We start from the raw sequence: 25,717 nt of genomic DNA, 5'->3' as shown, positions 1-25,717 counted from the left end.
AGCGGCCGTTGCTTGTGGAATTACAAGCAAAGGGCCGTGGCGAAGCTCGAAAACACCAGGGATACAGCAAGCGCTGAGTAATGAGTATCTCAAGAAAGCAGGTTTATGTTCACTGAGAGATGGATGGATTGCAGTTCATTATCCTAACCAGAAAGTGAGTTAGGCGTTCTAAATGAACCGCCCTGTGCGGAGCCGCATGCAGGGTGGTGTGGGGGCTGGAGGCTAGATACCTCCGGCTACCCGATTAGGAGTTGCTGACACTGCGATCAAAACTGACACCGCCTCTGCTCAGGAACCCTAGAGATTGTCGATCGAGAAGGGTCGGACTCTGACGGATATACATTTTGTACCCCGTTGCTTGCAAAGATACTTCTCCTTCCTGGCATGCAAAGCAAAATTTGTACTGAGTAAACTTCCCATTTGGAGAGGGGCCCAGCTCTGTGCAATGCAGAGCCGAAATCTCCATATCTCCTTGAGATGATTGGATATCCACTCTTACGTCAAAAGCATTTTCAAAGACCATTGTTACTGGTGCAACCCAGAACTTGTAATAGGTTTCGCCGGGGCCTGGATCAACCCATTTGAATATGTAATCAAGGTCAATCAGAAACTCGAAGGACTCAGTATTTGCCACCATTGACCAAATTGTGGCGTCATGCCAACCCATGATTTTGAAGTCATGGTGATCCCAAATGTTTTTGTCCGGGCGGTAATGGTCCATGATTATGTCCTGGCGACTCCTAACGCCAGCAGCACGCGCGGCTTTGTAGTGGAGGCGAAGCCGCAACGAAAAAGCCGTCGCTGTGCCTGCGATTGTTAGGCATTTCTACTCCCTACCTCTCGAGATATAGTCAGCATATTCGTCTTGAATCATTAGCTCATTCAGTAACTTTTCAGATGATCCAGTGAATCGCTGCTCAATAAATTCGATCGCTTGTCCAAATGAAGCGAACGATATGTCTTCATTTGCTTCTTCAAGCTCCAGGTCTGGATCAAGCGGACCAAATTCATAAATATCAAGGAATGACTCATCACCCAAGTCGGCTGTTTCGTAAACCGAGACATCTATTTGGGGGCCGGCCCCCCGAATGCTTAGCCACTTTATGCCGGCACGGCCATCCCGTTCGCATCCGCCAAGGAAGCACTCAACTGCTTTTCCTCGTTTAAGCGCCGATTCGGCTTCCTGAAGATTGAGATATCTACGGCTCATTGTGTATGCCTAACATTTTATTAGTGCGCATGCGCGTTTACCTCATTAGACCAGTGAAAACGCGCACAGTTAACTACCTGTATGCAAAGAACTTATCAGTTTTTTATCAAATACACCATCCGGAAAAACGCGCATGCGCGTTTTCCAAACCTATTAACTAATTTTGGAAAAATATATACAAATGATTTTAAAGGGTTTTGTTAATTTCATGCTGGATAAACGCGTAAAAAAATGAGCTTAAAAACACTCAAAAGCATCTAAATTTAAATACGACTGTACCCATACATTGTTAGTCGCTTTACGGTAGGGCCAAACATTCGTTAAATAGATGAGATTTTGTAGGGCAATTTATTCGTCCGTTTTCGACTCACTAAATGAATGCTAGCAAGCTTTGGGGCAGAAGTAAGTTAAACCAACCTATCGGATCTAATTGTATCCAGATGTGAATCTTGCAGGTTCAGTCCAGGCTAATTCACCTTTTGTCATCTGCATGTCATCTAAACTTCATCATTCGGTCAAAGCCCCCCACTAAGCTCATATTCGTTAACAGCCTAATGGGGTGAATACGAGATGACAGGATTTAATTTCAGGAAACTTGAGAGGTCTACGCGGGAAGAGATAAATGACCCCAGCCTTTCTCCTCCCATCTTTAATCGCTCAACACAAACGCCAACATTAGCACCAACATCCTCAAATCAATTCAATTGTGCCGCGATTACCCCATCCGCATTAACTTCAGCCCATACAGCAAGCATCACAGTTAACGCCCTCTGGTTGTCAGATATCCATTTAGGCTGTAAGGATTGCAAGGCTGACTACCTGCTCAGCTTGCTTGAAACCGTGCGTTGTCAGCACTTGTATCTGGTCGGTGACATAGTCGATTTATGGGCGTTGAAACGTAAGCTGCACTGGCCCGATAGCCACAATAAGGTACTGCAGAAATTCATTGAACTGGCACAAAACGGCACCCAAGTGATTTATCTGCCGGGCAACCACGACGAACTGATTAAACCCTACGCCGAGCTAAGCCTGTGGAATATTAAAATTGCCCGCCAACATATTCACCACGGAATTGGCGGCCATAAACTCTTGATGCTCCACGGGGATCAGTTTGATGCCGATGTGTGTGTCGGACGTTTCTACGCCATATTGGGCGACCATTTATATGACCTATTATTGTTCCTCAATCGCAATCTCCATAGCTTGCGGGAACGCTTAGGTTATCCCTATTGGTCACTGGCAAGTTATATCAAGTCCAAAGTGGGCAAGGCTCAAGCCGCTATTGGACATTACCGTCAAGCGGTACTCAACTATGCCCAGCACTTTGATGTTGACGGTGTGATCTGCGGTCATATCCATCAGCCCGAACTCTCGACTCACTCCAGAGCCGCCCAATATTACTCACCACTCAGTCCCCCAGAAAAGAGGCAGATCATCTACGCCAACGACGGTGACTGGGTCGAAAACTGCAGTTTAATCACAGAAACCTTAAGCGGCGAATTACAACTTTGCCGCTGGAACGAGCAAACGCTCAAGCTCGATATTCTCAACAGTATAGCGCTGGTACAACAGCCGCCTGAGACGCACAAAGACAAGCAACAAAAAACGGCAGCGCAGCAAATGCCAGACATAAACACCGGCGAAACTCGCCCAAGGGATGTTGCCTAACACTATGAATCAATTACATAACGCTATGAAATACAATGAAAAAATGCTAAACAGCAACCTTAGCCACAAAAGGCATGCTGTGCCGTTTAAGGCGAATAACATGATTTTTACCGTTGATAATGTGGTTGAACAAAATCTGCCAGCGATCAATGACAAACCTTGGCTCGCTAAACCTGCCAAGGCCATGCTGCGTTACCTGCTCAATGAAAAACAGTGCAACGATATCGCCAGTCAATATACCTATTTACAGGGCGTAGACTTTGTCGAACAAATGCTGGCGAGTTTTGACTTTAGTTTTACCGTGCCCGCCAACGAGATAGAAAACATTCCCTGTGAAGGCCGAGTGGTCATATTCGCGAACCATCCTATAGGTTCACTCGATGCATTAGCGCTCATCAAACTCATCAGTGAAGTTCGCCCTGATATCAAAGTCGTCGCCAATGAACTCTTAATGGCGCTGGAACCGCTGCACTCAATCCTACTGCCAGTGCGCAATATGACCGGCGGCACACCGAAACAGCATTTAGAAAAAATCCACCAGCACCTGCGTAACGAAGGCGCAGTGCTGATTTTTCCGTCGGGCGAAGTCTCGCGTTTGCGTCCTAACGGCGTGCGTGATACCCAATGGCACTCAGGCTTTTTAAAGATGGCGATTTCCTGCAATGCGCCCCTACTGCCAATATTTTTAGATGCCAAAAACTCTGCCACTTTCTACGGCGCATCTATGATTTACAAGCCACTCGCGACACTGCTGCTAGTGAAGGAAATGTTCAAGCAGGCTAAACGTAATATGCCGATCCGCATTGGCGAGCTCATTCCCAATGAAGCCGTACGCTCAATGGACTTTCCACTCAAGACCAAGATAAAACTGCTTAAAAATCACTTGTATCGTATTGGCAAAGATAAAGATCCACTGTTTATCACCCAAAGCGCTATCGCCCACCCCGAATCGCGCCGTGAACTGCAAGCGGCACTGCAACAATGTGAACTTCTAGGGGAAACGCAAGATAACAAGTTGATTTATCTCTACCAACACCACGACAGTAATCCCATCATGCGGGAAATTGGCCGCCTGAGGGAAATCGCCTTTCGCGCCGTAGGCGAAGGTTCGGGCAAGCGCCGCGATATCGATAAATACGATTCCTACTACCAACACTTAGTGTTGTGGGATAAAGAGCAGTTTGAAATTATCGGCGCCTATCGTTTTGCCAGTGGTGAGCAAGTCTTAGCAAAATATGGCGACAACGCACTCTACAGCCAATCCCTATTCCAATACGCCGACAGCTTTATGCCCTTTGTGAAGCAAGGGTTAGAACTCGGTCGCAGCTTTGTGCAGCCTAAATATTGGGGTAAACGCAGTTTAGATTATCTGTGGTTTGGCATTGGGGCTTATCTCGCCAAGCATCCTGAATATCGTTATCTATTTGGCCCTGTGTCCATCAGTAATCAACTGCCTGGAAGTGCTAGGGAAATGCTAGTGCACTTTTATGCGCGGGAATTTGCACCTGCGCAGCAGATGGCAGTTTCCATGTCACCCTTTGGCTTATCTAAATCCCAAAAAGCTAAGTTAGATGACTTGTATTTCTCCGAGGATTATCAGAGTAACTTTAAGCAACTCAAACAAGTGCTCGCGAGTATGGGGGCGGCCGTACCTACGCTCTACAAACAATATGGTGAACTGTGTAAAGCGGATGGGGTTAAGTTTCTCGCCTTTGGTATCGACGCCGACTTTGGCGATTGTATCGATGGCTTAGTGCTGGTGGACACCCACAAACTGAAAGGCAAAAAGTATCAACGCTACATAGGCGCACACTTACCCGAATCGGAGCGGATGCCAATAACAGCGGATGATGAGCCAGAGGTCCAAGATCTTTGAGTTAAAACTTTGTAATGGGTGTTGGCTAAACTTGCACCACTCTGTTATAAGTAACTGTAATGCAGCGCATTAACAGAGCGCATCCTAGGATGCGCAAGCTTAACAGGGGATCATCATGCCGATCATTATCGCCGATATTATGAGTACCCGAGTCGTCACGGTTGAAATGGACGATCGATTAACTGTGGCGAAGGAAATCTTCGACCAAGCGAGCTTTCATCACTTGTTGGTCGTAGATGAGTACCAACTTGAAGGCGTGTTATCGGAGCGGGATCTATTGCGTGCGATTAGCCCGAACTTGGGCAGTAGCGCCGAAACCGCAAGAGACTTAGAAACCCTACAAAAACGTGTGCATCAAGTGATGACGCGTAATCCGGTTACCGTCGCACCCCACATCAATTTAGACACGGCTACCCGCATGTTATTAGATAACAATATAGGCTGCTTACCCGTGTTAGAGGACGGTAAATTGGTTGGGATTGTTACTTGGAAAGACTTATTACGTGCCTATTGTGAGTACAGAGCACAAAATCAAAGCGAGTGCTAATCCTAAGACTGCACTCGCTTCTGTTATCAATAACTCAGTTCAAATCACTCAGTTTGCCTAGCTTAAATCGCCCAACCACCCATATAGAACACCACTAAACCTAAGGTGATGGCAAGCACGCCTAACTTCAGTTTGCGCCATTCGCCACTGCAAATACGGCCTACCACCAGTGTCACAAAACCCAGCATTATACCGGTAACGATATTACAGCTTAAGATGATAAACACAGCGCAGGTTAAGCCCGACATGGCATCAACTTTATCGTCAAAATCGAGTTTCGCCACATTACTCAGCATCAACAAACCCACATACATCAAAGCAGGCGCTGTCGCATAGGCAGGCACTAAGTAGCTTAATGGCGCTAAAAACATCATCAATAAAAACAGTACGCCAACGATAGTCGCGGTTAAACCTGTCTTACCGCCCGCTGCAGTCCCCGCCGCCGACTCGATATACACAGCCGCTGGTGCTCCGCCGACTAAACCTGCCACCATACTGCTGACTGAGTCTGAGGTTAAGGCTTTACCACCGCCGACAATATTGTCGTCTTTATCGAGTAAATTCGCTTGCCCAGCCACAGCACGGATAGTGCCGGTCGCATCAAAAATCGCCGTCATCACTAACGCTAATACGATAGGCAATACCACAGGATTAAAGGCGCCCATGATATCGAGCTGACCAATCAGTGAATGCTCTGAGGTTAAATCAGGCAAGGCAAACAAACCTTGGTATTTCACGCTCGGATCGAACACTAAACCAAATACCGATAACGCGATAATCACCAACAGAATACCACCAGGTACACCGCGGCGCTCTAAACCGATAGTTGCCGCTAAACCTAGAATAGTCGCGATAACAGGTAAGCTGTTAATGTCGCCCAACTTCACCGGTAAGCCTGCGCTATTGGCCACAATCAATTGCACGCTGTTAGTCGCAATCAAGAGTAAAAACAAGCCGATACCTATGCCAGTACCGTGGGCTATGCCCTTAGGTAAATTAGCCAGCACCCACTGACGAACACCGGTCACGCTCACAAGCGTAAAGGTCACGCCCATCAGGAAAATCGCGCCTAAGGTAACCGGAATCGACATGCCCTGACCGAGCACTAAGCTAAACGCAGTAAAGGCGGTAAGCGAAATCGCGCAGCCAATCGCCATAGGTAAGTTTGCCCATAAACCCATGAGCAAAGAACCAAATGATGCAATTAAACAGGTAGCGATAAACACGGCACCAGGATCAAATCCCGCTTGGCCTAACATGTTTGGCACCACAATCACCGAGTAGACCATAGCGAGGAAAGTTGTTAATCCCGCAATCACTTCTTGGCGAACTGTGCTGCCACGTTGTTGAATAGAAAAATAACGGTCCAGAAACGAACCAGAGGGTACGGCTGTTGAACTCAATTGCTCAGACATAATGTTGTTATACCTTGTGATCTCTTAAAATGGGGTCGGTACCAATTACCCTAAAACGCAATTGGCGACGCTGGCTGCGGCAGATTAGAGCCCCAAATCCATCAGACTTGGGTGAGAGATCCACATCATTTTCCTACTGTGGGAAAAATCCATGATCTGCAAGCAGTGATGCTTCGCGATGATTAAAAAGCCATTAATCATGTAGACGCAGCCGTTGTTGGCCGCGGATGATACTGGAATCTCCCAAAGATAGCTAAGACATCACCTGCACTTCGATAAAAAATTAGCGGCAAAAGCCGAAATCAGTTGTTTAAAAAAACGCCTAAACCTATGTAATAACTGCTACTTAATATCACATTAATCACGATAAGAGTCTGCCAGTGCCGCGTAAACGTACGCTAACTTCCCCCCTCCTTCATCTCCCAATATTAGAATATGGCAAGTCAACCAAACCTTGATACTTAGTGTATTGATACTTGGCGTATTAACGTTTCAGGGGTTGCTGTACAAGGAGCCACACTTACGCTGTCTGTAACGAACACCTCGTCATTCACCGCCTGCGTGAATATGCGATCTTGGTAGCTTTATTGAACAAAAAATTACTCTGCTTTTACAGTCACATCAATATGACTTATGCTTAGAGGCACTGATGGGACTACACTTAGCTGACTATGAAAGAAAAAGGATTGGGTATGGACGAAAGGCGTAAGTTTTCGCGGATTCTATTTGCCACGAGCGCACATCTACAACAAGGTGGTGCACAGTGGGAGACGACCATTCTCGATTTGAGTCTAAATGGCGCCTTGGTTGAAGAACCGCAAAATTTTATTAATTCGGGTGATGCTATTACCCTCAGTTTTGCCTTACCAGAATCTGACATTGAGATCCGTATGGAAACTGAGTTGGTCCATCAAAAAAATGCCCAATTAGGTTTGAAGTGTAACTTTATCGATGTTGATAGTATCAGCCACCTAAAACGTATGGTGGAACTGAACCTAGGTGATGCTTCTTTGCTGAATCGTGAACTCATGTTGTTTATCGAAAAACACAATATCACAGATTAAGACACTCGCTCACAAACACAAACAGCGCCTCATGGCGCTGTTTTGCTTGCTGGTGTTAACTCACTTCGCGAGCATTTGATGCTAAATCGCTTCTAGCGCTTCGGATAACTTAGAAACACCCACCACTTCCATCCCAGCAGGAGGCTTTTTCGGCACATTGGCCTTGGGCACTATTGCTCGCTTAAAACCATGCTTAGCGGCTTCGATTAATCGCTCTTGCCCATTGGGCACAGGACGAATTTCGCCGGACAGCCCGACCTCACCAAAGGCCACTAAATCGCTAGGCAAAATATCACCGCGAAAACTCGATACCATAGCAAGCAGCAAGGTTAAGTCGGCACTGGTTTCAGTCACTTTCACGCCGCCCACCACGTTAACAAACACGTCCTGATCCGACATCTGCAAACCACCATGGCGGTGCATTACGGCAAGCAACATGGCCAAACGGTTTGCATCCATACCCACAGCCACGCGGCGCGGGTTAGACATGGCCGAGTTATCCACCAGCACTTGCAGCTCCACCAGCAAGGGCCGCGTGCCTTCCCAAACCACCATGACAAGCGATCCAGAAGATTCTTCTTCACCACGAGAAAGGAAGATTGCCGAAGGATTGGCGACTTCCTTTAAGCCGCGCTCTGTCATGGCAAATACGCCTAATTCATTGATCGCGCCAAAACGATTTTTATGGGAGCGCAAGGTGCGGTAACGACTATCGCTATCCCCTTCGAACATCACAGAGCAGTCGATACAATGCTCCAATACCTTGGGCCCAGCCAAACTGCCATCTTTGGTTACATGGCCGACCATGATCACGGCAATGCCATTTTCTTTCGCAAAACGGGTTAAGTAAGAAGCGGATTCACGCACCTGCGACACACTGCCAGGGCTCGATGCCACATCACTCATGTGCATCACTTGAATCGAGTCAACAACGATGACTTTAGGCAATTCTTTAAGGGCAACTTCGCAAATTTGCTCGACGCTGGTTTCAGACAACATCCGCAATTTATTGGTTGGTAAACCAAGGCGATGGGCGCGCATAGCTACCTGCTGCAACGATTCTTCACCCGTGACATACAGTGCAGGCATTTGCTCGGCCAGATGACACAGAGTTTGCAATAAAAGCGTACTCTTACCTGCGCCTGGATGTCCGCCTATCAAAATGGCAGAACCTGGTACAATCCCACCACCGAGCACTCGATCTAATTCGCCAAAATGACTCAAGATCCGCGGTAAGGCATTGAGATCGATTTGATCTAATGTCTTCACTTCATTGCTGCTTGCTCCGGCATAACCGACAAACTTAGTGCTGCGCCCAGGCGAAGCTGCACCGAGCCTCACCTCAGTGATCGTATTCCATTCCTGACAAGCGCTACACTGCCCTTGCCAACGGGGAAAGTCTTGCCCACACTCATTACATACGTACGCCGTTTTATTCTTTGCCATAACTCATTAAAATCTGTATAAAATCAATTTAAGTAACTGCGAATACTGCCGACATAAGACTAACAGCCCAATACAAAATAAGCATTAAAAAGAACCCTACATGAGTCTAGATAACCATAGTGCACTCATCGAACAGCTCAAGCCATTGCTCATGGAACCTAACTTCCAAGAGATTTTCCAGCAGCTGACGATAGATGAAACCAATTCGACCCGTTTTCTAGTGAAAATGGAACTCAGTCGTTTGGCTTCACCATGCACGCGAATTATCGATCTCAGGGATAAATCTGAGCTTCCTTGTGTTGAAGTGATGTTAGGTCAACAGCGACATTTTTTAGATGAACCCGCCAAAAACAGTATGCATGAGGCCATGTCACTGTTTCGCAATCAATATACCTTGGGAGTATACGAGTATGTGCTCAATGCTCACCAACAACGTCGGTTAAAGTTGCGCCAAGGTGTCACGCAGGTAGAGGCCGCTGAGTCAGAGCCTTTTATGGTGCCCGGCGTGGTATTAGGCAGTTATTTCAACCGCACAGAAGAGCGGATGAATTACAGTATTCGCATCGCAGCATCGCAAACTGGTCGTGGTGAAGTACAAGGAATAACTGCAGATTTATCCGTAGGTGGTGCCCGTATTCGTCTTGCAGCCAACCATCCCTTCGATCTCGACCATCCCCTAAAAATAAAGTTACTGGAACTCAGTGAGGAGTTTTACTATCCCGATCTCCAGCTCGGTGTTGACTATGAGGTTGTCGATAGCCAAACCAATGGCGAATATATTTGGTTAAGACTCAAGCGTATTGGGGGCAGCGAAGCCTTAAGTGAAATGCTTGGCAATTTAATCCGCGGCTACAAACTGCGTTACAAAGTAGATGTGAATGATGTGATAGTCACAGCAACAGGGCTTGGATTTGAGCGTCATTATTTACCCCATTTGCCGCACTTACCTTTATATTTCAATACTCAAACTCAAGGTTTGAGCCACATGCTACTCAGCCGAGATAACCAGCAGATAGTGCATTATTTTCAAGATGAAAATGATGTGAGTCAGTTACCAGCTATGCTGACACCAAGCCGTTTATCTGAGCTACTTAATCACCCTGAAAATCCCGACCATGGGCTATTTTTTAGCTTTACCTATAATGCCCAAGGTTGCTTATATTTTTACTCTGCCACCTTAGCAGAGCTTAAAGCTAAGGGCATGATGCCTTTATTTTTAGGCTTTGCATCGACCAAGCCCAGCTGGCGGATCTTCAAAGTCACCCAAGATAAAATTTATCATGATAAGGGTTATCGACGTGCGACCCTCCCAGGAGATGAAGCAAAATTTAGCCCATTGGTCGAACAACAATTATCACAATTTAGTCATTTGCTTCAGCTCATCGAAATCAGTAACGAAGATACCAGAGGCCATTACAAAGTTTGGCAAGACGACAGTAATGCCAACGCCCTAAAAACCTTTGGTCAACAACGACTGACCACCAATCAAATTAAGTTAGTTTCCATGCAGTTTAGCGAGCGACGCCAAGAAGCGCGTTTCGCCTTTAAAACCTTAGTCAATGTGACTCAAGACAAGCACAAAGCCACGGGCATTACTTTAGATATTTCTAGCCGAGGCATGCAATTAACCTTGGATAATCCTGCAGATTTTTCATCAAATAAACCACTACTGTTAAGCTTCCCAAAGCTCCAAACCATCGCAGGCAAAACACAGCTAGATAACCTCCCCTACCGCTTAGTGCGTACCCGCAAGAATGGTGTAACCTTACATTTAACCGCTGTTATGGGTCATACACCCCATGTTGGGGTCGAATTTTTAAATAAACTTATTGCCCATAACAAAGAAAAATTAGAGCAACTCACCGAAAACAATAGTGAAATCAAAGAACTTGCCGATGGTTTAAAAAATATTTTGATGCATGATTTACATTCTGTGCCCTATTTTGTTGAAAAAACGACAAAATCCGCCCAAGTCGCTTGTTTAGGCGTTGGCACGCAACAGGATGAGATCAGCGATATTTTTGCCGCAGGCACCTCAGATACCCTGCAATATAATTTAGCGCCACTGCTAAAAGACGGTTTTTTTAAGCAAGATATTCTCGAACCTATCCGTCAAATGAAACCTCAACAGGACATGGATTTTATTGAAGTATTTATTCAGTTAATTCGTCAATCTCGCGGAAAAATCTTTTTAAAGTGCACTCTTGCTACTGAAATCGGTGATGTCGAAGCACAGATAACCTTTATCAATCAGAGCAAAGCACTAGGCAGGTTCCTCGCCCTACGGATTTATCGCGGCGCGACAGAGAAGCCTGACATGAACTACCTACGCCGTGAATTGGAATACATTAATATTCATGCAAACCATAAAGCTAAGCAGTTAGAAGAACAGTTATGGCGTGTGATTGGTGTCGGCGAACTGTTAGATATTACCCAAGAAGTCGAATTAAGATACCCAGTACTTCATAAAAAGCAGTCTTAATTGTTTAATACCGCCAGATCAAAACTTAAATACCAATCCCTTATCTTAGGAAAATGATCGCTGGTGGCATCTAAATGCGTCAGCATATCTGCATGACCATAGTCATGCTTAAAGCCATTATCCTTAGAGAGAAGCGTCGATTTAACCCGTTTAAAACCACACTCTACGATCATATCCGCCACATCTTCTGGATGCCCCAACACAGTATCGTTTTGCCCTGAGATAAACCAAGCCGGTGGCCAATGAGCATGCTTTGCCGCTTTCGCATAATCAAATCTATCATCGTGATCGATCCAATCACCCCGCACCCAATCGATACTTTGAACTAATGAGGCACGGCTCTCATTATCCATCCCAATGCGCAGCTTATCGGCGGCGAGGTAACCTTGGCCCATCGCTAAACCTGGCGCTAAACGATTCCAAAAAACATCAACCATTAACCACTTTTTGAAGGACTTAACCCGAATTGTCCGTTTGCTACCGAAAGTAAGCAGTGAACGAACGCTTTGCTGCAAATCAGGATATCGGGCCAAACTACTCGCCATCAACACGCCGCCCCATGAATGGGCGCACCAATGCACCTGCAAAGGCGCCACGGCTTTACGAGTCGTCTGCTCTTGGCAGACTTTTTGATGTAAATCGAGAATAGCCTGCTGCACTAAAGGTAACTGCTCGCGGATCACTTCACCCTGCCCTAAGGTAAAATCACGATCGATTTTAGGCAAGCTGAGCCCTCTTCCTGCAGTATCCAGCACATACACTACAAATCCCGCCTTCGCTAAATAACAACCAAGACCACGGCCACTCTGGCTATAAAACACCCGACCGTTAGACATAGCGCCATGGAGCATGAGGATAGGCGTTTTAGAAAAATCAGGCGCAGCCGGTAATAACTGGCGTAGATGCAGTTGACCATCGCGGTACGGCAGGTAGATTGAAGACTGTGAAATGGTCGAAATTGAGCCTTGGGCAAGCTGAGTCAAAATAAGTCACTGGTAGTTTATCAATCTCCCTAAACTACCAGTTCATCGATAAAAGACAAGAGTCCTTACTCTAACTCAGTCTATATCCAGACTTATATTTAAATAAATGAATAACCTAGATTTGTAGCAGATAGGGTAGAACCCGCAGGTCGAGATGGCGAATATTGGCATCCGCCGCCGCTGCCAGCTTAGGTTTGGCATGGAAAGCGATACCAAAATCCGCTGCCATCACCATAGGAATATCATTCGCGCCATCGCCGATCGCGACTCTTTGGCCTTTTGGAATTTGCCACTGCTCACTGCAACGCTCAACCACATCTGCTTTAAACTGCGCATCCACAACTTTACCTGTTACTTCCCCCGCAAGTTTACCGTCAGTGATCACTAACTCATTAGCAAAGGCCGCATCTAAGTTTAAAAGCTGCCTTAAATGGCCAACAAAAGGCGTAAAGCCGCCAGATGCCACCACTAAACGCCAGCCATGGGATTTAAGCTCTAAAAGCATAGGCTCAAGCCCTGGCATCAAAGGCAAGTTGTCGCACAAGGTCGTGATAATACTGGCATCAGCGCCCTTAAGCTGTGCCACGCGCTGGCGCAAACTCTGCTCAAAATCTAGCTCACCTTGCATAGCACGTTCAGTAATCGCCGCCACGCGCTCGCCAACGCCCGCCATAGCCGCTAATTCATCAATACATTCAATCTGAATCGCCGTTGAATCCATGTCCATCACTAATAAACCGGGATGATTCAAGCAAGGCAAATCAAAATTGATGACATGCAATTCAGCTAAAGACTGCGGGAATGCCGCTAACTGCGCCTGAGAAGGCAAATTTACCAGTGCCAACTCGATACAATGTAAACCAACTTGGCGTTCGATATGGGCGATACCGATAACATTAGACTGAGGCAATTGTGCTATCCAGGCCGATATTGTCGCCTCTACCGCGGCATCTTGATAAATAATTCGCACGCGTGAAACACCAGCGGGGTTTGCTGACTCTTGATAACGTTCAAACACTTGCCCTTGGCGTTCAAACCTTGGGGAATGGTCAGAGACTAACCACAAAAAAAGCGCATCTTGGTTCAAGCTTTCCATCGGACTTAAATTCTCCAACTATCGGGCTCACTCAGAATCAATTATGATTAGGCAAGCGCTCTACATTTTAAGGGTCAAAGTGTTATATCTTAAAGGGCTAAAGAAAAGCCATAAAATCAGTAGACTGATCCAAATTGCCGCCGCCTTCGCCTTGATATTCGGCTTAGTACAATTGTGGCAAACAAGCCTACTACAAGGTCAGCTGCTTCTAAAGTCCCAAACTCAAAAGATGGCCAGATTACTGGTACAGCAAACCGCTTATGGTGCCGCGCCCGCGCTACAACTGCAAAATGACGAGCAGTTGCAATGGCTCGCCAGCGCTTTAGTGGAAGATCCTAAGGTGATGTCCGCCGCCATCTTCAGTGACCAAGGCATGCGGCTATCCTTCGCTCAAAGCATCACTAAGGATGTAGTTGATCCTGACTCGGAAGAAATGAATTTGCTGCTAAGCAAATATCCTCCCTATGTAGAGCCCGTGATCCAAGAAGGGAAAAATCTAGGTTATGTCGAAGTCAGGCTTGATACCAAGTTATTTTTCAATGAAATCAAAGAAGCCCATAATTTAAACATGGAGCAACAACAAATCATGCTGCTGGTTGCAGGCTTGATTGGTATGTTACTTTCGCGCTCTTTGTCTTTCAAACGTGCCGACTTCGACCGCCGTCGCTTTCGGGTTAAGTTGCGTCAAGCGCCGAAAAAACCTGAGAAACGATCATTAGCTAAAGAGCCATCAGAAAGTGTTAATGATGGTTTGGCGCAAGAGCTAACCGAAGATCAACCGGTGGCTACCACTGATAACCCACAAGAGAAAGCGACTAAGCCCACTAAAGCACCAAAAGCAGTGACAGAGGCAAATACCGATAAGCTCACTCAGACCAGCGTGCGAACTAAGGCCGAAAAAACGTCAGAAAAATCATTGGAATTACAGGATAATACAGCAGTTGAAAACGCGGCAAACGATGCGGAACAAGCGGTACCTGTTAAGGTTAAACCTAAAGTAAAAAGTGTCCGCCGAGTAAAACACGCGACTAAAGCAACAGCCGCTGCGGTCGAAACCTCGACGCCAAAAACGCCCAGTGAACCAAGTGATCTCGACACAGATTCAACAGGTTAATCTCGATCTCAATAGATAGGAAAATCACTACACTCTAGATAGCTAAGCTCTAGATAAGCCTTAAACAAGCAATTTCTAATAACCAAACCATTAATAACAAAGTCGAATAGAACAGCCGCTAAAAATTTGCATAAAAAAATGGTTCGCATTGCGAACCCTTTTTTCAGAATTAAACAGTCACTATTTAACGTAATTCGGCTGGCACAGCAAAAACAGTGTCTTCTTTACGCCCTTCAACTTCAGTCACAACACTAGGAGCAAGTTTAGCGATTGCTTGAACCACTTGTTGGACTAAAACCTCGGGGGCTGAAGCTCCAGCGGTGACGGCTACACGTGTAACATTATCAAACCAACTAGACTCAACATCATCTGCAGTATCCACTAGATAAGACTGAGTTCCTGTTTTCAATGCTAGCTCGCGTAAACGATTAGAGTTAGAGCTGTTCTTTGAGCCAACAACAATCAACAAATCAACGTCTGCAGACAAATTACGTACCGCATCTTGACGATTCTGCGTTGCATAACAAATATCGTCTTTTCGCGGACCTTCAATAGAGGGAAACCTTTTTTGTAACGCAACAATAATGTCCAAAGTATCATCTACAGACAAAGTAGTTTGTGTCACGAAGCAAAGATTATTGGGATCGCGCACTTCCAAAGCTTCAACATCTGCAGGCGATTCAATCAGATAAACACCACCATTAGGATTATCGTATTGACCCATAGTACCCTCGACTTCAGGGTGCCCTTCATGGCCAATCAGGATGCACTCAATACCTTTGCGGCTGGCACGCGTCACCTGAAGATGTACTTTAGTCACTAAAGGACACGTCGCATCAAAGACTCTCAGCCCTCGCGCCTTAGCCTCTTGTCTCACCACTTGAGATACACCATGGGCACTGAAGATAACAATGTTGTTATCCGGCACTTGATCTAACTCTTCGACAAAAACCGCACCGCGATCCTTCAGATTCTGCACGACATAGCGGTTATGCACGACTTCATGGCGAACATAGATAGGAGGCGAAAATAATTCCAACGCCCGTTCAACAATACTGATAGCACGATCAACACCCGCACAAAAACCGCGCGGGTTAGCGAGCATAATATTTAAACTTGGGCTAGTAGGATCGAGTTTCATCTTAAAATACCTTTACTACGTCCAGTTCAAAAGTGATCTTGTGTCCTGCCAGAGGATGATTAAGATCGACTGTGATGGAATCACCCGCAACATCACGGACAATACCTGGGATCTCACTACCACCAGGGCCAGCAAAACTCACAATCACGCCAGCCTCTAAACTCATGTCAGCCGGAAAACGGCTTCGATCTAGATAATGGATAGCATCAGGATTGGACTCGCCAAAGGCATCAATCGCTTCAAGCGTGAAACTGTGCTTATCACCTTCAGCAAGCGTCACCAGCTGCGCCTCAAATGCAGGACTTAAAGTACCATCACCCACATTTAATCGAGCCGGTTTACCCGAAGCTTTAGTGCTATCGGCAGTTGAGCCATCAGCAAGCACAATGTTCATGTGGCATAATAATGAACGTGTCACAGTCACTTTTTAACCCCTTCAGCGCTATCAGCTTCAGACTTATCGCTTACAAATGCATCCCAAATAATCAGCACTGCACCGACGCAAATGGCAGCGTCGGCAATATTGAATGCTGGATAATGGCTCTTATTCCAGAAGAAATCGATAAAATCAACCACGAAACCATGCATCAATCGATCGACTAAATTACCTAAAGCACCACCAATCACTAAGGTGTAAGCTAGATTCAGTTTCCACAAAGAAGACGATTGCTTACGCAACCACACAGTCAATAACGTACTGAATCCAATCGCAACAATCGTAAACAGCCAGCGCTGCCAACCTCCAGCTTCACTTAAAAAACTAAAAGCTGCACCATAGTTACGTACATAAGTGAAATTAAAGAAAGGCAATAATTTCACTGATTCATACAAATCAAAATTGGCTAAGACCCATTGCTTAGATAGCTGATCGGCTAAAAACACCAATACAGCTACCCAATACCAACGTAAGCCACTGTCTTTCCAAGTTAATGGCATACAGATCCTTTACGCAAACTGACGAACTTCGCCGTCACCTTCAATATTGGTTACGCAGCGAGTACAAAGTGTTGGGTGAGCCTCAATAGTGCCAACCTCTTCTCTGTGGTGCCAACAACGCTCACACTTCTCGGCAGTGCTTGAAGCAACCACTAATTTCAGTGATGCCAACTCAGTCTCAACCGCTTCCAATGTCGCATCGGCTAAAGGCAATACTTTGGCTTCAGAGGTCAACAACACAAATCTCAGCTCATCGCCGATATGGGTTAATTGCTCAGTCAAGGCAGCATCCGCAAACAAGGTCACTTCAGCTTCTAATGAGCCACCGATACGTTTGTCGCGGCGAGCTTGTTCAATCACTTTATTGACTTCATTACGCACGGTTAGTAACTGCTGCCAATAATCATCGCTTAAATCAGTCGCTAAGGTGACTGATTTCAAGCCTTGATACCATTCTTGGGTAAAGACATAAGCATCACGCTCGCCAGGCAGTAGTTGCCATACTTCGTCAGCAGTGAAGCTTAGAATTGGCGCAATCCAACGCACCATGGCCTCAGAGATCAGATACAGCGCCGATTGACAACTACGACGTGCATGGCCTTCTTGCTTAGCCGTATATTGGCGATCTTTAATGATATCCAGATAGAAACTGCCTAACTCAACCGAGCAGAACTGCATCAGTTTTTGAGTCACTATATGGAAGTTATATTGATCATAGGCTTCGATGATTTCCTGTTGCAGCGCAGCGGCACGGCGAACAACCCAACGGTCTAACGCCACCATATCTTCAACGGCCACTAAATCCTTAGCGGGCTCGAAACCGTTTAAGTTGGCTAATAAGAAACGGGCAGTGTTGCGAATACGACGATAGGCATCGGCGCTGCGATTTAAGATTTCGTCTGAAACCGTCATCTCACCGCTGTAATCTGTTGCCGCAACCCATAAACGCAGAATATCGGCGCCTAATTTGTTGGTTACCGTTTGTGGTGCAATCACGTTACCAATAGATTTTGACATCTTACGGCCTTTACCATCGACGGTAAAACCGTGGGTAAGCACTTGCTTATACGGTGCTTTGCCATTCATTGCGGTTGAAATCATCAAAGATGACATAAACCAACCGCGATGTTGATCGCTACCTTCAAGATACAAGTCAACACCGTGTCCGTGGAATTCAGGACGTGCGGCTACCACTGATGAGAATGTTGAGCCAGAGTCATACCAAACGTCTAAGGTATCGGTTACTTTGCGGTATTGTTCCGCTTCGTCACCCAACAATTCGGCGGCATCAAGATCCCACCAAGCTTGAATGCCTTGCTGTTCAATACGGCTGGCTACACGTTCCATTAACGACACGCTATCAGGGTGCAACTCTTCGGTTTCTCGGTTCACAAACAACGTGATAGGCACACCCCAAGTACGTTGGCGTGAGATACACCAGTCAGGGCGGTTTTCAACCATTTTTTCGATACGACTTTGGCCCCAATCAGGGATCCATTGAGTCTGTTCGATTTCTTTCAATGCTTGCGTACGTAGACCGTGGTTATCCATAGAGATGAACCACTGCGGTGTCGCGCGGAATATAATTGGTGTTTTGTGGCGCCAGCAATGTGGGTAGCTGTGACGGTAAGCCACGTGATTCAGCAAGGCACCTTTTTCTCTCAGCAAAGCTACGACGTTATCGTTAGCTTTAAAAACATGTTGCCCAGCAAAATACTCAGTATCAGGCTTGTATACACCGTTGTCGCCAACAGGGTTTGCGACTTCTAAGCCGTACTTTTGACCAACAACAAAGTCGTCTTGACCGTGACCAGGGGCAGTATGAACGATACCGGTACCCGCATCAGTAGTGACGTGATCACCTAAAATTGCAGGCACATCAAAATCCAAGAACGGGTGATTAAAGCGGACAAGCTCAAGCGCGGCGCCTTTGGTTGTACCAAGCACAGTATGGCTTTCGATGTTATAGCGAGTCAGGCAAGATTCAACCAAGACTTCAGCTAAAATAAGCGCTTGCGTCACACCGTCTTTTTCGAATTCGACTAAGCTGTAATCCAGTTCAGGACTCAAAGACAAGGCGCGGTTCGCTGGTAGCGTCCATGGCGTGGTCGTCCAAATTACCATAGAGACAGGATGTGAGTAATCGCTTACCCCAAACTTAGCCGCAACGGCTTTACTGTCAGCGGCGACAAACGCCACATCGATTGCGGGTGATGTCTTATCTTCATATTCGACTTCGGCTTCGGCTAAGGCTGAACCACAGTCGGTACACCAATGCACAGGTTTGACGCCTTTATGCAAGTGACCACTCTCAATCACTTTCGATAAAGAACGAACGATATTAGCTTCCGTCGAAAAATCCATTGTTAAGTACGGATTTTGCCAATCACCCAACACACCTAAACGGATAAAGTCTTCACGTTGACCGTTAACTTGCTCTGCAGCGTATTTACGGCATTCTTCACGGAATTCTGCTGCAGAGATTTTTTGACCTGGCTTACCCACTTTTTGCTCAACTTTCAGCTCAATAGGCAAACCATGGCAATCCCAACCTGGTACATAAGGCGCGTCAAAACCAGACATGGTTTTTGACTTAACAATAATGTCCTTGAGGATTTTATTAACTGAGTGACCAATATGAATACTGCCATTCGCATACGGTGGGCCGTCATGCAAAATGAAGGGAGTACGGCCAATTCGGCTATCACGGATCTGTTGATACAAACCGTCTTTTGTCCAGCGCTCTAACATCTCTGGCTCGCGATTTGCCAAATTACCACGCATCGGAAACTCTGTTTCCGGCAAATTCAAAGTAAATTTATAGTCGCTCATTGATCCTATACCGTTAATTAAACTGATAAATTTCAGCCTGCATCATTACCAAATAAAGCTCTGGCTTCATTTGCATCATTTAAAATCTGTTTTTTTAGCGCATCCAATGAGTCAAAAGGTTGCTCATCTCGGAGTTTAGCCACCAACTCGACTTCAACATGTTTGCCGTAAATGTCACCTTCAAAATCAAAAAGATGCACCTCAAGCTGACACACTTGACCGTTCACTGTCGGGCGAAACCCAATATTGGCTACGCCCTCATAAATATCGCTGTTATCCCAATAACATTTAACCGCAAACACACCGCGTACCGGCACAACATTGCGCTTTAAGGCGATATTCGCGGTGGGAAAACCAATTGTGCGGCCAATTTTTTGCCCATGCGCTACACGGCCACTCAAGGTAAAAGGATGTCCTAATAGGCGTCTCGCCTGTTCAAGATTGCCCTTCGCCAATTGTTCACGCACAGCAGTCGAGCTCACTCTTTGCGAGCCCAGCATAAAACTTTGAGTGCTGACCACAGTAAATCCATATTGGATACCCGCCTGCACTAGCATTTCAAAATTGCCTTTACGGCCTTGACCAAAACAAAAATCATCACCGACGACGAGGTATTTGACACCCAGTTTGCTGACCAACAATTCTTCAATAAAATGCTCTGCAGGTTGATTAGCAAAAGTGCGATTAAAGTTAACACACACTAACCGCTCAACCCCGAGTTCATCGAGTAAAATGACTTTATCACGTAATAAACTTAAACGAGCCGGCGCGTTGTCGCCGCTAAACAATTCTTGCGGCTGAGGCTCAAACGTCATTAATGTCGATGGCAGCGATAACTGCTTCGCCTTCTGCACTAAATTCGCAATCACTTGTGCATGACCACGATGGACGCCGTCAAAATTACCTATAGTCAATACACACCCGTGGTGGGATGACAAAATGTTATGTATACCGCGGATTAATTCCATAACGTTAGACAACTGCCAAGCGCAAATCGGCTGATTATATAACAGCTAGCGATGAGAATCAGCAATCAAGCTCCTCGTTTAATTGACCAAGGACGAATTCCGAGCAAAAGCAGACACAATAAATAACTGACTGCCCCAACTAAAATTAAGCCTATCAAGGCTTTCGCACGATCGAACAAATGCCAATCTAACCAAATTTGTTGTGAAGGCAAAAAGTAATACAAGACTACCACCATCAAGGCTGTAGAGACCACGGCTTTAGCAAAAAACACCATAGTCGGCCTAGAAACACGATAAACGCCAGCTAAATGCAAGCCTCGGTATAGTAATGTGGCGTTAAGCAATGCTGACATCGAAGTCGCAATCGCCAGTCCAACATACCCAAAAGGAATAGCAAACAGCAAGTTAAAGCCCATGTTTGTGATCATGGCAATAATGCCATAACGCACAGGTGTTTTGGTATCTTGACGAGAGTAATAGCCAGGAGCAAGCACCTTAATCAACATAAAGCTAAGCAAACCACTGCCATAAGCCATCAAACTATAGGAAGCCATTTCAACATCATGCAATGAAAAAGCGCCGCGCATAAATAATACCATCAGCATGGGCTTTGCGAGCACGATCAACCCCATCATAGCCGGTAGACCTAGCAGTAGAATCGCTTTAATCCCCCAATCCATCGTCTTGCCAAAGCCCGCACCTTCGTCATTCACATGGTTTCGTGACAACGCAGGTAAAATCACAGTAGCAATCGCGATCCCAAACAATCCTAAGGGGAATTCGAGTAAACGGTCGGCATAATAGAGCCAACTTATTGAACCCGTCATCAAAAAACTGGCGATAAATGTATCAAATAGCAGGTTAATCTGTGAGACAGACACGCCAAACAATGCTGGGATCATCAAAGTTCTGATTTTCACCACGCCTGGGTGATGCCAGCCCCAAGAAGGCTTGACGAGCGCATTTTCTCGCAATAAAAAGGGAATTTGAAATAGGAACTGAATCAAACCACCACAAAAAACGCCCCAAGCCAAGGTAATCTCAGGCTGGGTCGATGTAGGCGCATAGAAAATAGCCGCCGCAATAATTGCCACATTGAGAAAAACGGGTGTAAAAGCCGATACCGCAAAACGGCCTCGGGTATTTAAAATTGAGCCAGCTAATGCCGTAAATGTGATAAACCACAGATAAGGAAAAGTAATTTTAAGCACAACGGTAGCGAGTTCAAATTTAGCACCATCTGGCTCGTTGTTAAGCCAAGCGATAAACCAACCACCACCGAATAAAGCTGACAACACAGGTGATGCAACCACCCCCAAAAGGGTCACTATTGTCACTAGTAAACCTAATGTGCCCGCAACTTTACTCAATAAATCACGAGTCTCTTCTGCGGTATGTTTCTCTTGGTACTCAGTTAAAACAGGTACAAACGCCTGTGCAAAAGCCCCTTCAGCAAACAAACGGCGTAAAAAATTAGGAATTTTATTTGCAAAGAAAAACACATCAGCACTTGTCCCTGCGCCCATCAAATTAGCAACAACCACATCCCTAACTAGACCTAAAACTCGGGATATCAATGTCATAGCACTAACAATCAGGCCAGATTTTAATAATTTTCTACTCAAACGTCCCCCAGACCCATATCGAATTGATTAGGTGATACATCTCAAAAAATCGATTCAGGCTCTGTCACACTGCAGTAATAGCTGCTAGAATTGCGCCACATATTACACGAGTTGGGTCGAAGATAGCCAAGGCAGGTTGGATTAATTTATCTTTATGATGAATATTCAATCATAGTCATTGACAAAGTGACTAAATGCAGGCATATTCCTCGGCCTTTAAAAGTATCAAATCCAGTTTTTAGGAGTTGCACCTTGGCTAATAGCAAGTCTGCAAAGAAGCGCGCGCTTCAATCTGAAAAGCGTCGTCAGCATAACGCCAGCCGTCGCTCAATGTTACGTACATACGTTAAAAAAGTAATCGCTGCAATTAAAGCAGGCGATCACAAAACAGCAACAGAAGCTTTTGCTGTTGCACAACCAATCGTTGACCGTATGGCGACTAAAGGTCTTATTCACAAGAATAAAGCCGCTCGTCAAAAGGCACGTTTGAACGCTAAGATCAAAGCAATCGCTGCTTAATCTATAAAATAGCAAATGAAAAAAACCGGCAATTGCCGGTTTTTTTATATCTGAAAAACACTATTAATGACAATAAATGTTGTTCAATAAGTGAATCATCTCCCGTACTTCATCACTCTTGAGTGAATAAAATACCGTTTGCGCTTCTTTGCGTGTGGTTACTAAATTATCTTTGCGTAACCAAGCAAGGTGTTGTGATAGTGCCGATTGACTTAAGCCTAATTTTTTATTCATTTCGCCAACGCACATTTCTCCTTCATTCAATAAATAACAAAGAATAAATAAACGGCGTTCGTTCGCGAGTGCCTTTAATAGCACTACGGCATGATCGGCTCGCTCCTGCATTAATTCAATATTCATTACGCACTTTCTCTCCTAAAACTAACCCCTGCGCTAATATAGCGTCGCCTTACGGATATAGTCGGGACATAAAGCACACTTTTTGCTAGATTGTTTTTAAAAATGGGACATGCTTAATAAAAATAAAGGAAATCTAATGAAGCCCTATCAAACTACACTTCTCTCGAGTCTTTTAATCGGGGGGTTAAGTGCGTGCCAAACTCAAGTAGAAACTGCCCCTAATAAAATCATTCAATTACAACAGGCAGCATTATCTTCGCAATTAAGCTATGACTTAGTCGAATCACTCACGGTTGAAGTGGGTCCAAGACTTGCAGGTAGTCCAAAGGATATCCTCGCCGTTAACTGGGCGATAAATAAACTGACCAGCCTTGGTTTTGACCGTGTTTATAAAGAAGCCGTACAAGTGCCAATTTGGGAGCGCGGTGAAGCCAAAGCCAAAATCACCGTCCCTGTAGAACAGCCGTTGGTCATTACTGCGCTTGGTGGCAGTATTGCGACTCCTGCTGGAGGTATACAAGCTAAAATCGCGCGCTTTGATAGCCTAGAGGCATTACAACAAGCCAAGCCTGAAGAGGTGCAAGGTAAGATTGTTTTTATTGACCAAAAAACAGAGCGCCATATCACTGGTGAAGGTTATGGTAAAAGCGTTGGTGGCCGCTCGAAAGGGGCAGTCGCTGCAGCGCAAAAAGGCGCAGTTGCTATCGTGATCCGCTCTATTGGCACAGATCATGACCGCATGGCCCATACTGGCATCATGCGCTACCAAGATGGCGTGCCTAAAATCCCCGCGGCTGCCATGTCAAATCCCGATGCTGATTTGGTTGGTGCATTACTAAAACGCGATCCTAATGCCCTGCTCGAATTGCATATGTCGCCAAAAAACTTAGGTTTTAATACTTCCTACAATGTCATTGCCGAAGTAAAGGGCAGTAGTAAGCCCAATGAAATAGTGCTCATTGGTGCTCATTTAGATTCCTGGGATGAGGGTACTGGCGCGATTGATGATGGCGCTGGTGTCGCCATTGTGACGGCTGCAGCCAAGCATATTCAAGATCTCCCCATAAAACCCGCTCGCACTGTTAGAGTCGTGCTATATGCCGCTGAAGAAGTTGGGCTCGTTGGCGGTAAAGCGTATGCAGAGGCTCATAAAGCTGAATTACCGCTGCACTACATAGCTGCAGAGTCTGATTTTGGGGCCGGTAGAATTTATCAAATCGATACTAAAGTGAATGAGAACATATTCACCGAAGTACAGCAAGCGCTCAGCCCTATGTCATTCAATGGCGTTGCACTGGGCAATAACCAAGCTTCTGGCGGGCCAGACGTGTCTATGCTCCCTGCCTTAGGTGTTCCAGTTGCATCCTTGAGGCAAGATGGCCACGATTATTTCGATTACCATCACACACCGAATGATACCTTAGATAAAATCGACCCTGCCGCATTGGCTCAAAACGTCGCCGCCTACGCACAATTTGCTTATATCATGGCAAATTCAACGGTGACATTAACGCCTTTAGTCACTCAATCTGAAAAATAGGCCATCAATAATATAGAGAACAGCATTAGCTGTTCTCTATCAATTAACATCTTATCGATATTTCGCTATTGCTCTTCACGTAAAAACGTTGGATTTGTTGGGGAACTCTGCTCTTCACTATAATAATAACCAGCAACATTAAATGCTTTTAATTCATCTAAAGTGTCAATTTGATGCGTAATGAGATATCTCGCCATCATGCCTCTAGCACGCTTAGCAAAAAAACTGATCACTTTATATTGACCATTTTTACAATCTTTAAATATGGGTGAAATTAATTGCCCTTGAAGTTTTTTAGGCTTTATTGCTTTAAAATATTCATTAGATGCAAGATTGACAATAATATCACTACTCGTTTCAGCAAGCGTTTCATTTACCGCTTGAGTTAACGTCTCTCCCCAAAACTCATATAGGTTTTTACCTTTAGGATTAGAAAGTGCCGTGCCCATTTCTAAACGATAAGGCATAATTAAATCCAGCGGTCTGAGCAAACCGTAAAGTCCAGATAAAATACGTAGTTGTGACTGAGTTCGAGCAATTTCATCTTCAGACAATGTATCAGCATCAAAGCCAGTATACACATCGCCTCTAAAAGCAAAAATGGCCTGTTTTGCATTATCTAAACTAAAATCTGGCCGCCACTCCCCAAAACGTGCCGCATTTAAACCCGCAATTTTATCGCTCACCTTCATTAAAGTGGCGATGTCTGTAGGGGTCAATTGCCGACACACTTGGATCAACTCCTGACTATAAGTTAAAAAATCAGGTTGTGAATACACCTGCGTCAGTGGCGGCTGTTCAAAATCTAAGGTCTTCGCCGGCGAAACCAATATCAACATCAAAAACTCCCAACAGAAACAAAAATACATGCCTATGATACTGAACGAACATAAAA

The 25,717-nt window shown here is 45.4% G+C and carries 22 protein-coding genes and 1 pseudogene; 9 read left to right on the top strand and 14 right to left on the bottom strand.

Annotated features, from left to right (window positions below; translation table 11 throughout):
• Window positions 1-163: pseudogene (locus tag L5M71_RS20860) on the top strand (group II intron reverse transcriptase/maturase); the annotation flags it as partial.
• Window positions 164-244: 81 nt separating this feature from the next.
• On the opposite strand, the gene L5M71_RS20855 reads toward L5M71_RS20860, so the two are convergent.
• Both L5M71_RS20855 and L5M71_RS20850 read right to left on the bottom strand, forming a co-directional pair.
• Window positions 245-721, bottom strand: a complete 477-nt coding sequence (locus tag L5M71_RS20855) for a hypothetical protein (RefSeq protein ID WP_263167021.1) — start codon at window positions 719-721, stop codon at window positions 245-247.
• A gap of 105 nt (window positions 722-826) precedes the next feature.
• The gene (locus L5M71_RS20850; RefSeq protein WP_115334423.1) at window positions 827-1,210 is read right to left on the bottom strand and encodes a hypothetical protein; all 384 of its coding nucleotides are present in this window, start codon (window positions 1,208-1,210) and stop codon (window positions 827-829) included.
• Window positions 1,211-1,780: 570 nt separating this feature from the next.
• Between L5M71_RS20850 and L5M71_RS20845 the strand changes: the two genes are divergently transcribed.
• The 3 genes from L5M71_RS20845 to L5M71_RS20835 all read left to right on the top strand — a co-directional run bounded on the left by L5M71_RS20845 (window position 1,781) and on the right by L5M71_RS20835 (window position 5,301).
• Window positions 1,781-2,878, top strand: a complete 1,098-nt coding sequence (locus tag L5M71_RS20845) for a UDP-2,3-diacylglucosamine diphosphatase (RefSeq protein WP_263209584.1) — start codon at window positions 1,781-1,783, stop codon at window positions 2,876-2,878.
• Entirely contained in the window at window positions 2,868-4,754 is a 1,887-nt protein-coding gene (locus tag L5M71_RS20840; protein WP_263209582.1) for a lysophospholipid acyltransferase family protein, read from the top strand. Before L5M71_RS20845 ends, L5M71_RS20840 begins: the two co-directional genes overlap by 11 nt.
• 115 nt (window positions 4,755-4,869) lie before the next feature.
• Window positions 4,870-5,301 carry a CBS domain-containing protein gene (locus L5M71_RS20835; RefSeq protein WP_113939315.1) on the top strand — a complete coding sequence of 144 codons (432 nt, stop codon included), beginning with the start codon at window positions 4,870-4,872 and terminating at the stop codon, window positions 5,299-5,301.
• Window positions 5,302-5,363: 62 nt separating this feature from the next.
• Here L5M71_RS20835 and L5M71_RS20830 read toward each other — a convergent pair whose 3' ends face one another.
• Window positions 5,364-6,716: an NCS2 family permease gene (locus tag L5M71_RS20830; protein WP_263209580.1), complete on the bottom strand. Its 1,353-nt coding sequence runs from the start codon at window positions 6,714-6,716 to the stop codon at window positions 5,364-5,366.
• A 692-nt stretch (window positions 6,717-7,408) separates the two neighbouring features.
• Between L5M71_RS20830 and L5M71_RS20825 the strand changes: the two genes are divergently transcribed.
• Window positions 7,409-7,780, top strand: coding sequence for a PilZ domain-containing protein (locus L5M71_RS20825; protein ID WP_173243387.1), 372 nt, complete (start codon window positions 7,409-7,411; stop codon window positions 7,778-7,780).
• Between the two features lie 81 nt (window positions 7,781-7,861).
• Here the strand turns inward: L5M71_RS20825 and radA are convergent, their stop codons facing one another.
• Window positions 7,862-9,226, bottom strand: coding sequence for a DNA repair protein RadA (gene radA, locus L5M71_RS20820; RefSeq protein WP_006082696.1), 1,365 nt, complete (start codon window positions 9,224-9,226; stop codon window positions 7,862-7,864).
• 100 nt (window positions 9,227-9,326) lie between these two features.
• Here radA and L5M71_RS20815 point away from each other — a divergent pair, with 100 nt between their 5' ends.
• A complete protein-coding gene (locus L5M71_RS20815; protein ID WP_263209578.1) occupies window positions 9,327-11,708 on the top strand; it encodes a PilZ domain-containing protein in 2,382 nt (793 codons plus the stop codon).
• Here L5M71_RS20815 and L5M71_RS20810 read toward each other — a convergent pair.
• Both L5M71_RS20810 and serB read right to left on the bottom strand, forming a co-directional pair.
• Window positions 11,705-12,691 (bottom strand): alpha/beta fold hydrolase, encoded by a 987-nt coding sequence (locus L5M71_RS20810; protein ID WP_263209576.1) that lies wholly within the window; start codon window positions 12,689-12,691, stop codon window positions 11,705-11,707. The two genes, L5M71_RS20815 and L5M71_RS20810, sit on opposite strands and share 4 nt — an antisense overlap.
• Before the next feature lie 115 nt (window positions 12,692-12,806).
• On the bottom strand, window positions 12,807-13,787 hold the full coding sequence (serB, locus tag L5M71_RS20805; RefSeq protein WP_173243378.1) for a phosphoserine phosphatase SerB: 981 nt from the start codon (window positions 13,785-13,787) through the stop codon (window positions 12,807-12,809).
• 79 nt (window positions 13,788-13,866) lie between these two features.
• Here serB and L5M71_RS20800 point away from each other — a divergent pair, with 79 nt between their 5' ends.
• Window positions 13,867-14,901 (top strand): YtjB family periplasmic protein, encoded by a 1,035-nt coding sequence (locus L5M71_RS20800; protein WP_411568993.1) that lies wholly within the window; start codon window positions 13,867-13,869, stop codon window positions 14,899-14,901.
• A 184-nt stretch (window positions 14,902-15,085) separates the two neighbouring features.
• Here L5M71_RS20800 and ispH read toward each other — a convergent pair whose 3' ends face one another.
• The 6 genes from ispH to murJ all read right to left on the bottom strand — a co-directional run bounded on the left by ispH (window position 15,086) and on the right by murJ (window position 22,403).
• A complete protein-coding gene (ispH, locus tag L5M71_RS20795; protein ID WP_263209570.1) occupies window positions 15,086-16,042 on the bottom strand; it encodes a 4-hydroxy-3-methylbut-2-enyl diphosphate reductase in 957 nt (318 codons plus the stop codon).
• Window position 16,043: 1 nt separating this feature from the next.
• On the bottom strand, window positions 16,044-16,466 hold the full coding sequence (fkpB, locus tag L5M71_RS20790) for an FKBP-type peptidyl-prolyl cis-trans isomerase (RefSeq protein ID WP_028760921.1): 423 nt from the start codon (window positions 16,464-16,466) through the stop codon (window positions 16,044-16,046).
• A complete protein-coding gene (gene lspA / locus L5M71_RS20785) occupies window positions 16,463-16,978 on the bottom strand; it encodes a signal peptidase II (RefSeq protein ID WP_028760922.1) in 516 nt (171 codons plus the stop codon). The genes fkpB and lspA overlap by 4 nt, the downstream gene beginning before the upstream one ends.
• A 9-nt stretch (window positions 16,979-16,987) precedes the next feature.
• On the bottom strand, window positions 16,988-19,810 hold the full coding sequence (gene ileS / locus L5M71_RS20780; protein ID WP_263209567.1) for an isoleucine--tRNA ligase: 2,823 nt from the start codon (window positions 19,808-19,810) through the stop codon (window positions 16,988-16,990).
• Window positions 19,811-19,842: 32 nt separating this feature from the next.
• The gene (gene ribF, locus L5M71_RS20775) at window positions 19,843-20,778 is read right to left on the bottom strand and encodes a bifunctional riboflavin kinase/FAD synthetase (protein ID WP_263209565.1); all 936 of its coding nucleotides are present in this window, start codon (window positions 20,776-20,778) and stop codon (window positions 19,843-19,845) included.
• A gap of 65 nt (window positions 20,779-20,843) precedes the next feature.
• The gene (gene murJ, locus L5M71_RS20770; protein ID WP_105249941.1) at window positions 20,844-22,403 is read right to left on the bottom strand and encodes a murein biosynthesis integral membrane protein MurJ; all 1,560 of its coding nucleotides are present in this window, start codon (window positions 22,401-22,403) and stop codon (window positions 20,844-20,846) included.
• Window positions 22,404-22,655: 252 nt separating this feature from the next.
• On the opposite strand from murJ, the gene rpsT reads away from it, so the two are divergent.
• Window positions 22,656-22,922: a 30S ribosomal protein S20 gene (gene rpsT / locus L5M71_RS20765; protein WP_011790375.1), complete on the top strand. Its 267-nt coding sequence runs from the start codon at window positions 22,656-22,658 to the stop codon at window positions 22,920-22,922.
• Window positions 22,923-22,985: 63 nt separating this feature from the next.
• Here the strand turns inward: rpsT and L5M71_RS20760 are convergent, their stop codons facing one another.
• Entirely contained in the window at window positions 22,986-23,282 is a 297-nt protein-coding gene (locus L5M71_RS20760; RefSeq protein WP_006084975.1) for an ArsR/SmtB family transcription factor, read from the bottom strand.
• Between the two features lie 136 nt (window positions 23,283-23,418).
• Between L5M71_RS20760 and L5M71_RS20755 the strand changes: the two genes are divergently transcribed.
• Window positions 23,419-24,822: a M28 family metallopeptidase gene (locus L5M71_RS20755; RefSeq protein WP_263209563.1), complete on the top strand. Its 1,404-nt coding sequence runs from the start codon at window positions 23,419-23,421 to the stop codon at window positions 24,820-24,822.
• Window positions 24,823-24,887: 65 nt separating this feature from the next.
• On the opposite strand, the gene yaaA is transcribed toward L5M71_RS20755, so the two are convergent.
• Complete coding sequence (gene yaaA / locus L5M71_RS20750) at window positions 24,888-25,661, bottom strand: peroxide stress protein YaaA (RefSeq protein WP_219252020.1); 774 nt, start codon at window positions 25,659-25,661, stop codon at window positions 24,888-24,890.
• Window positions 25,662-25,717: the final 56 nt, after the last annotated feature.

Source organism: Shewanella sp. SW1 (assembly GCF_025653545.1).
GTDB lineage: Bacteria > Pseudomonadota > Gammaproteobacteria > Enterobacterales > Shewanellaceae > Shewanella > Shewanella oncorhynchi.
The sequence above is the reverse complement of the archived record's forward strand: the minus strand, read 5'-3'. Positions and strand labels throughout refer to the sequence as shown.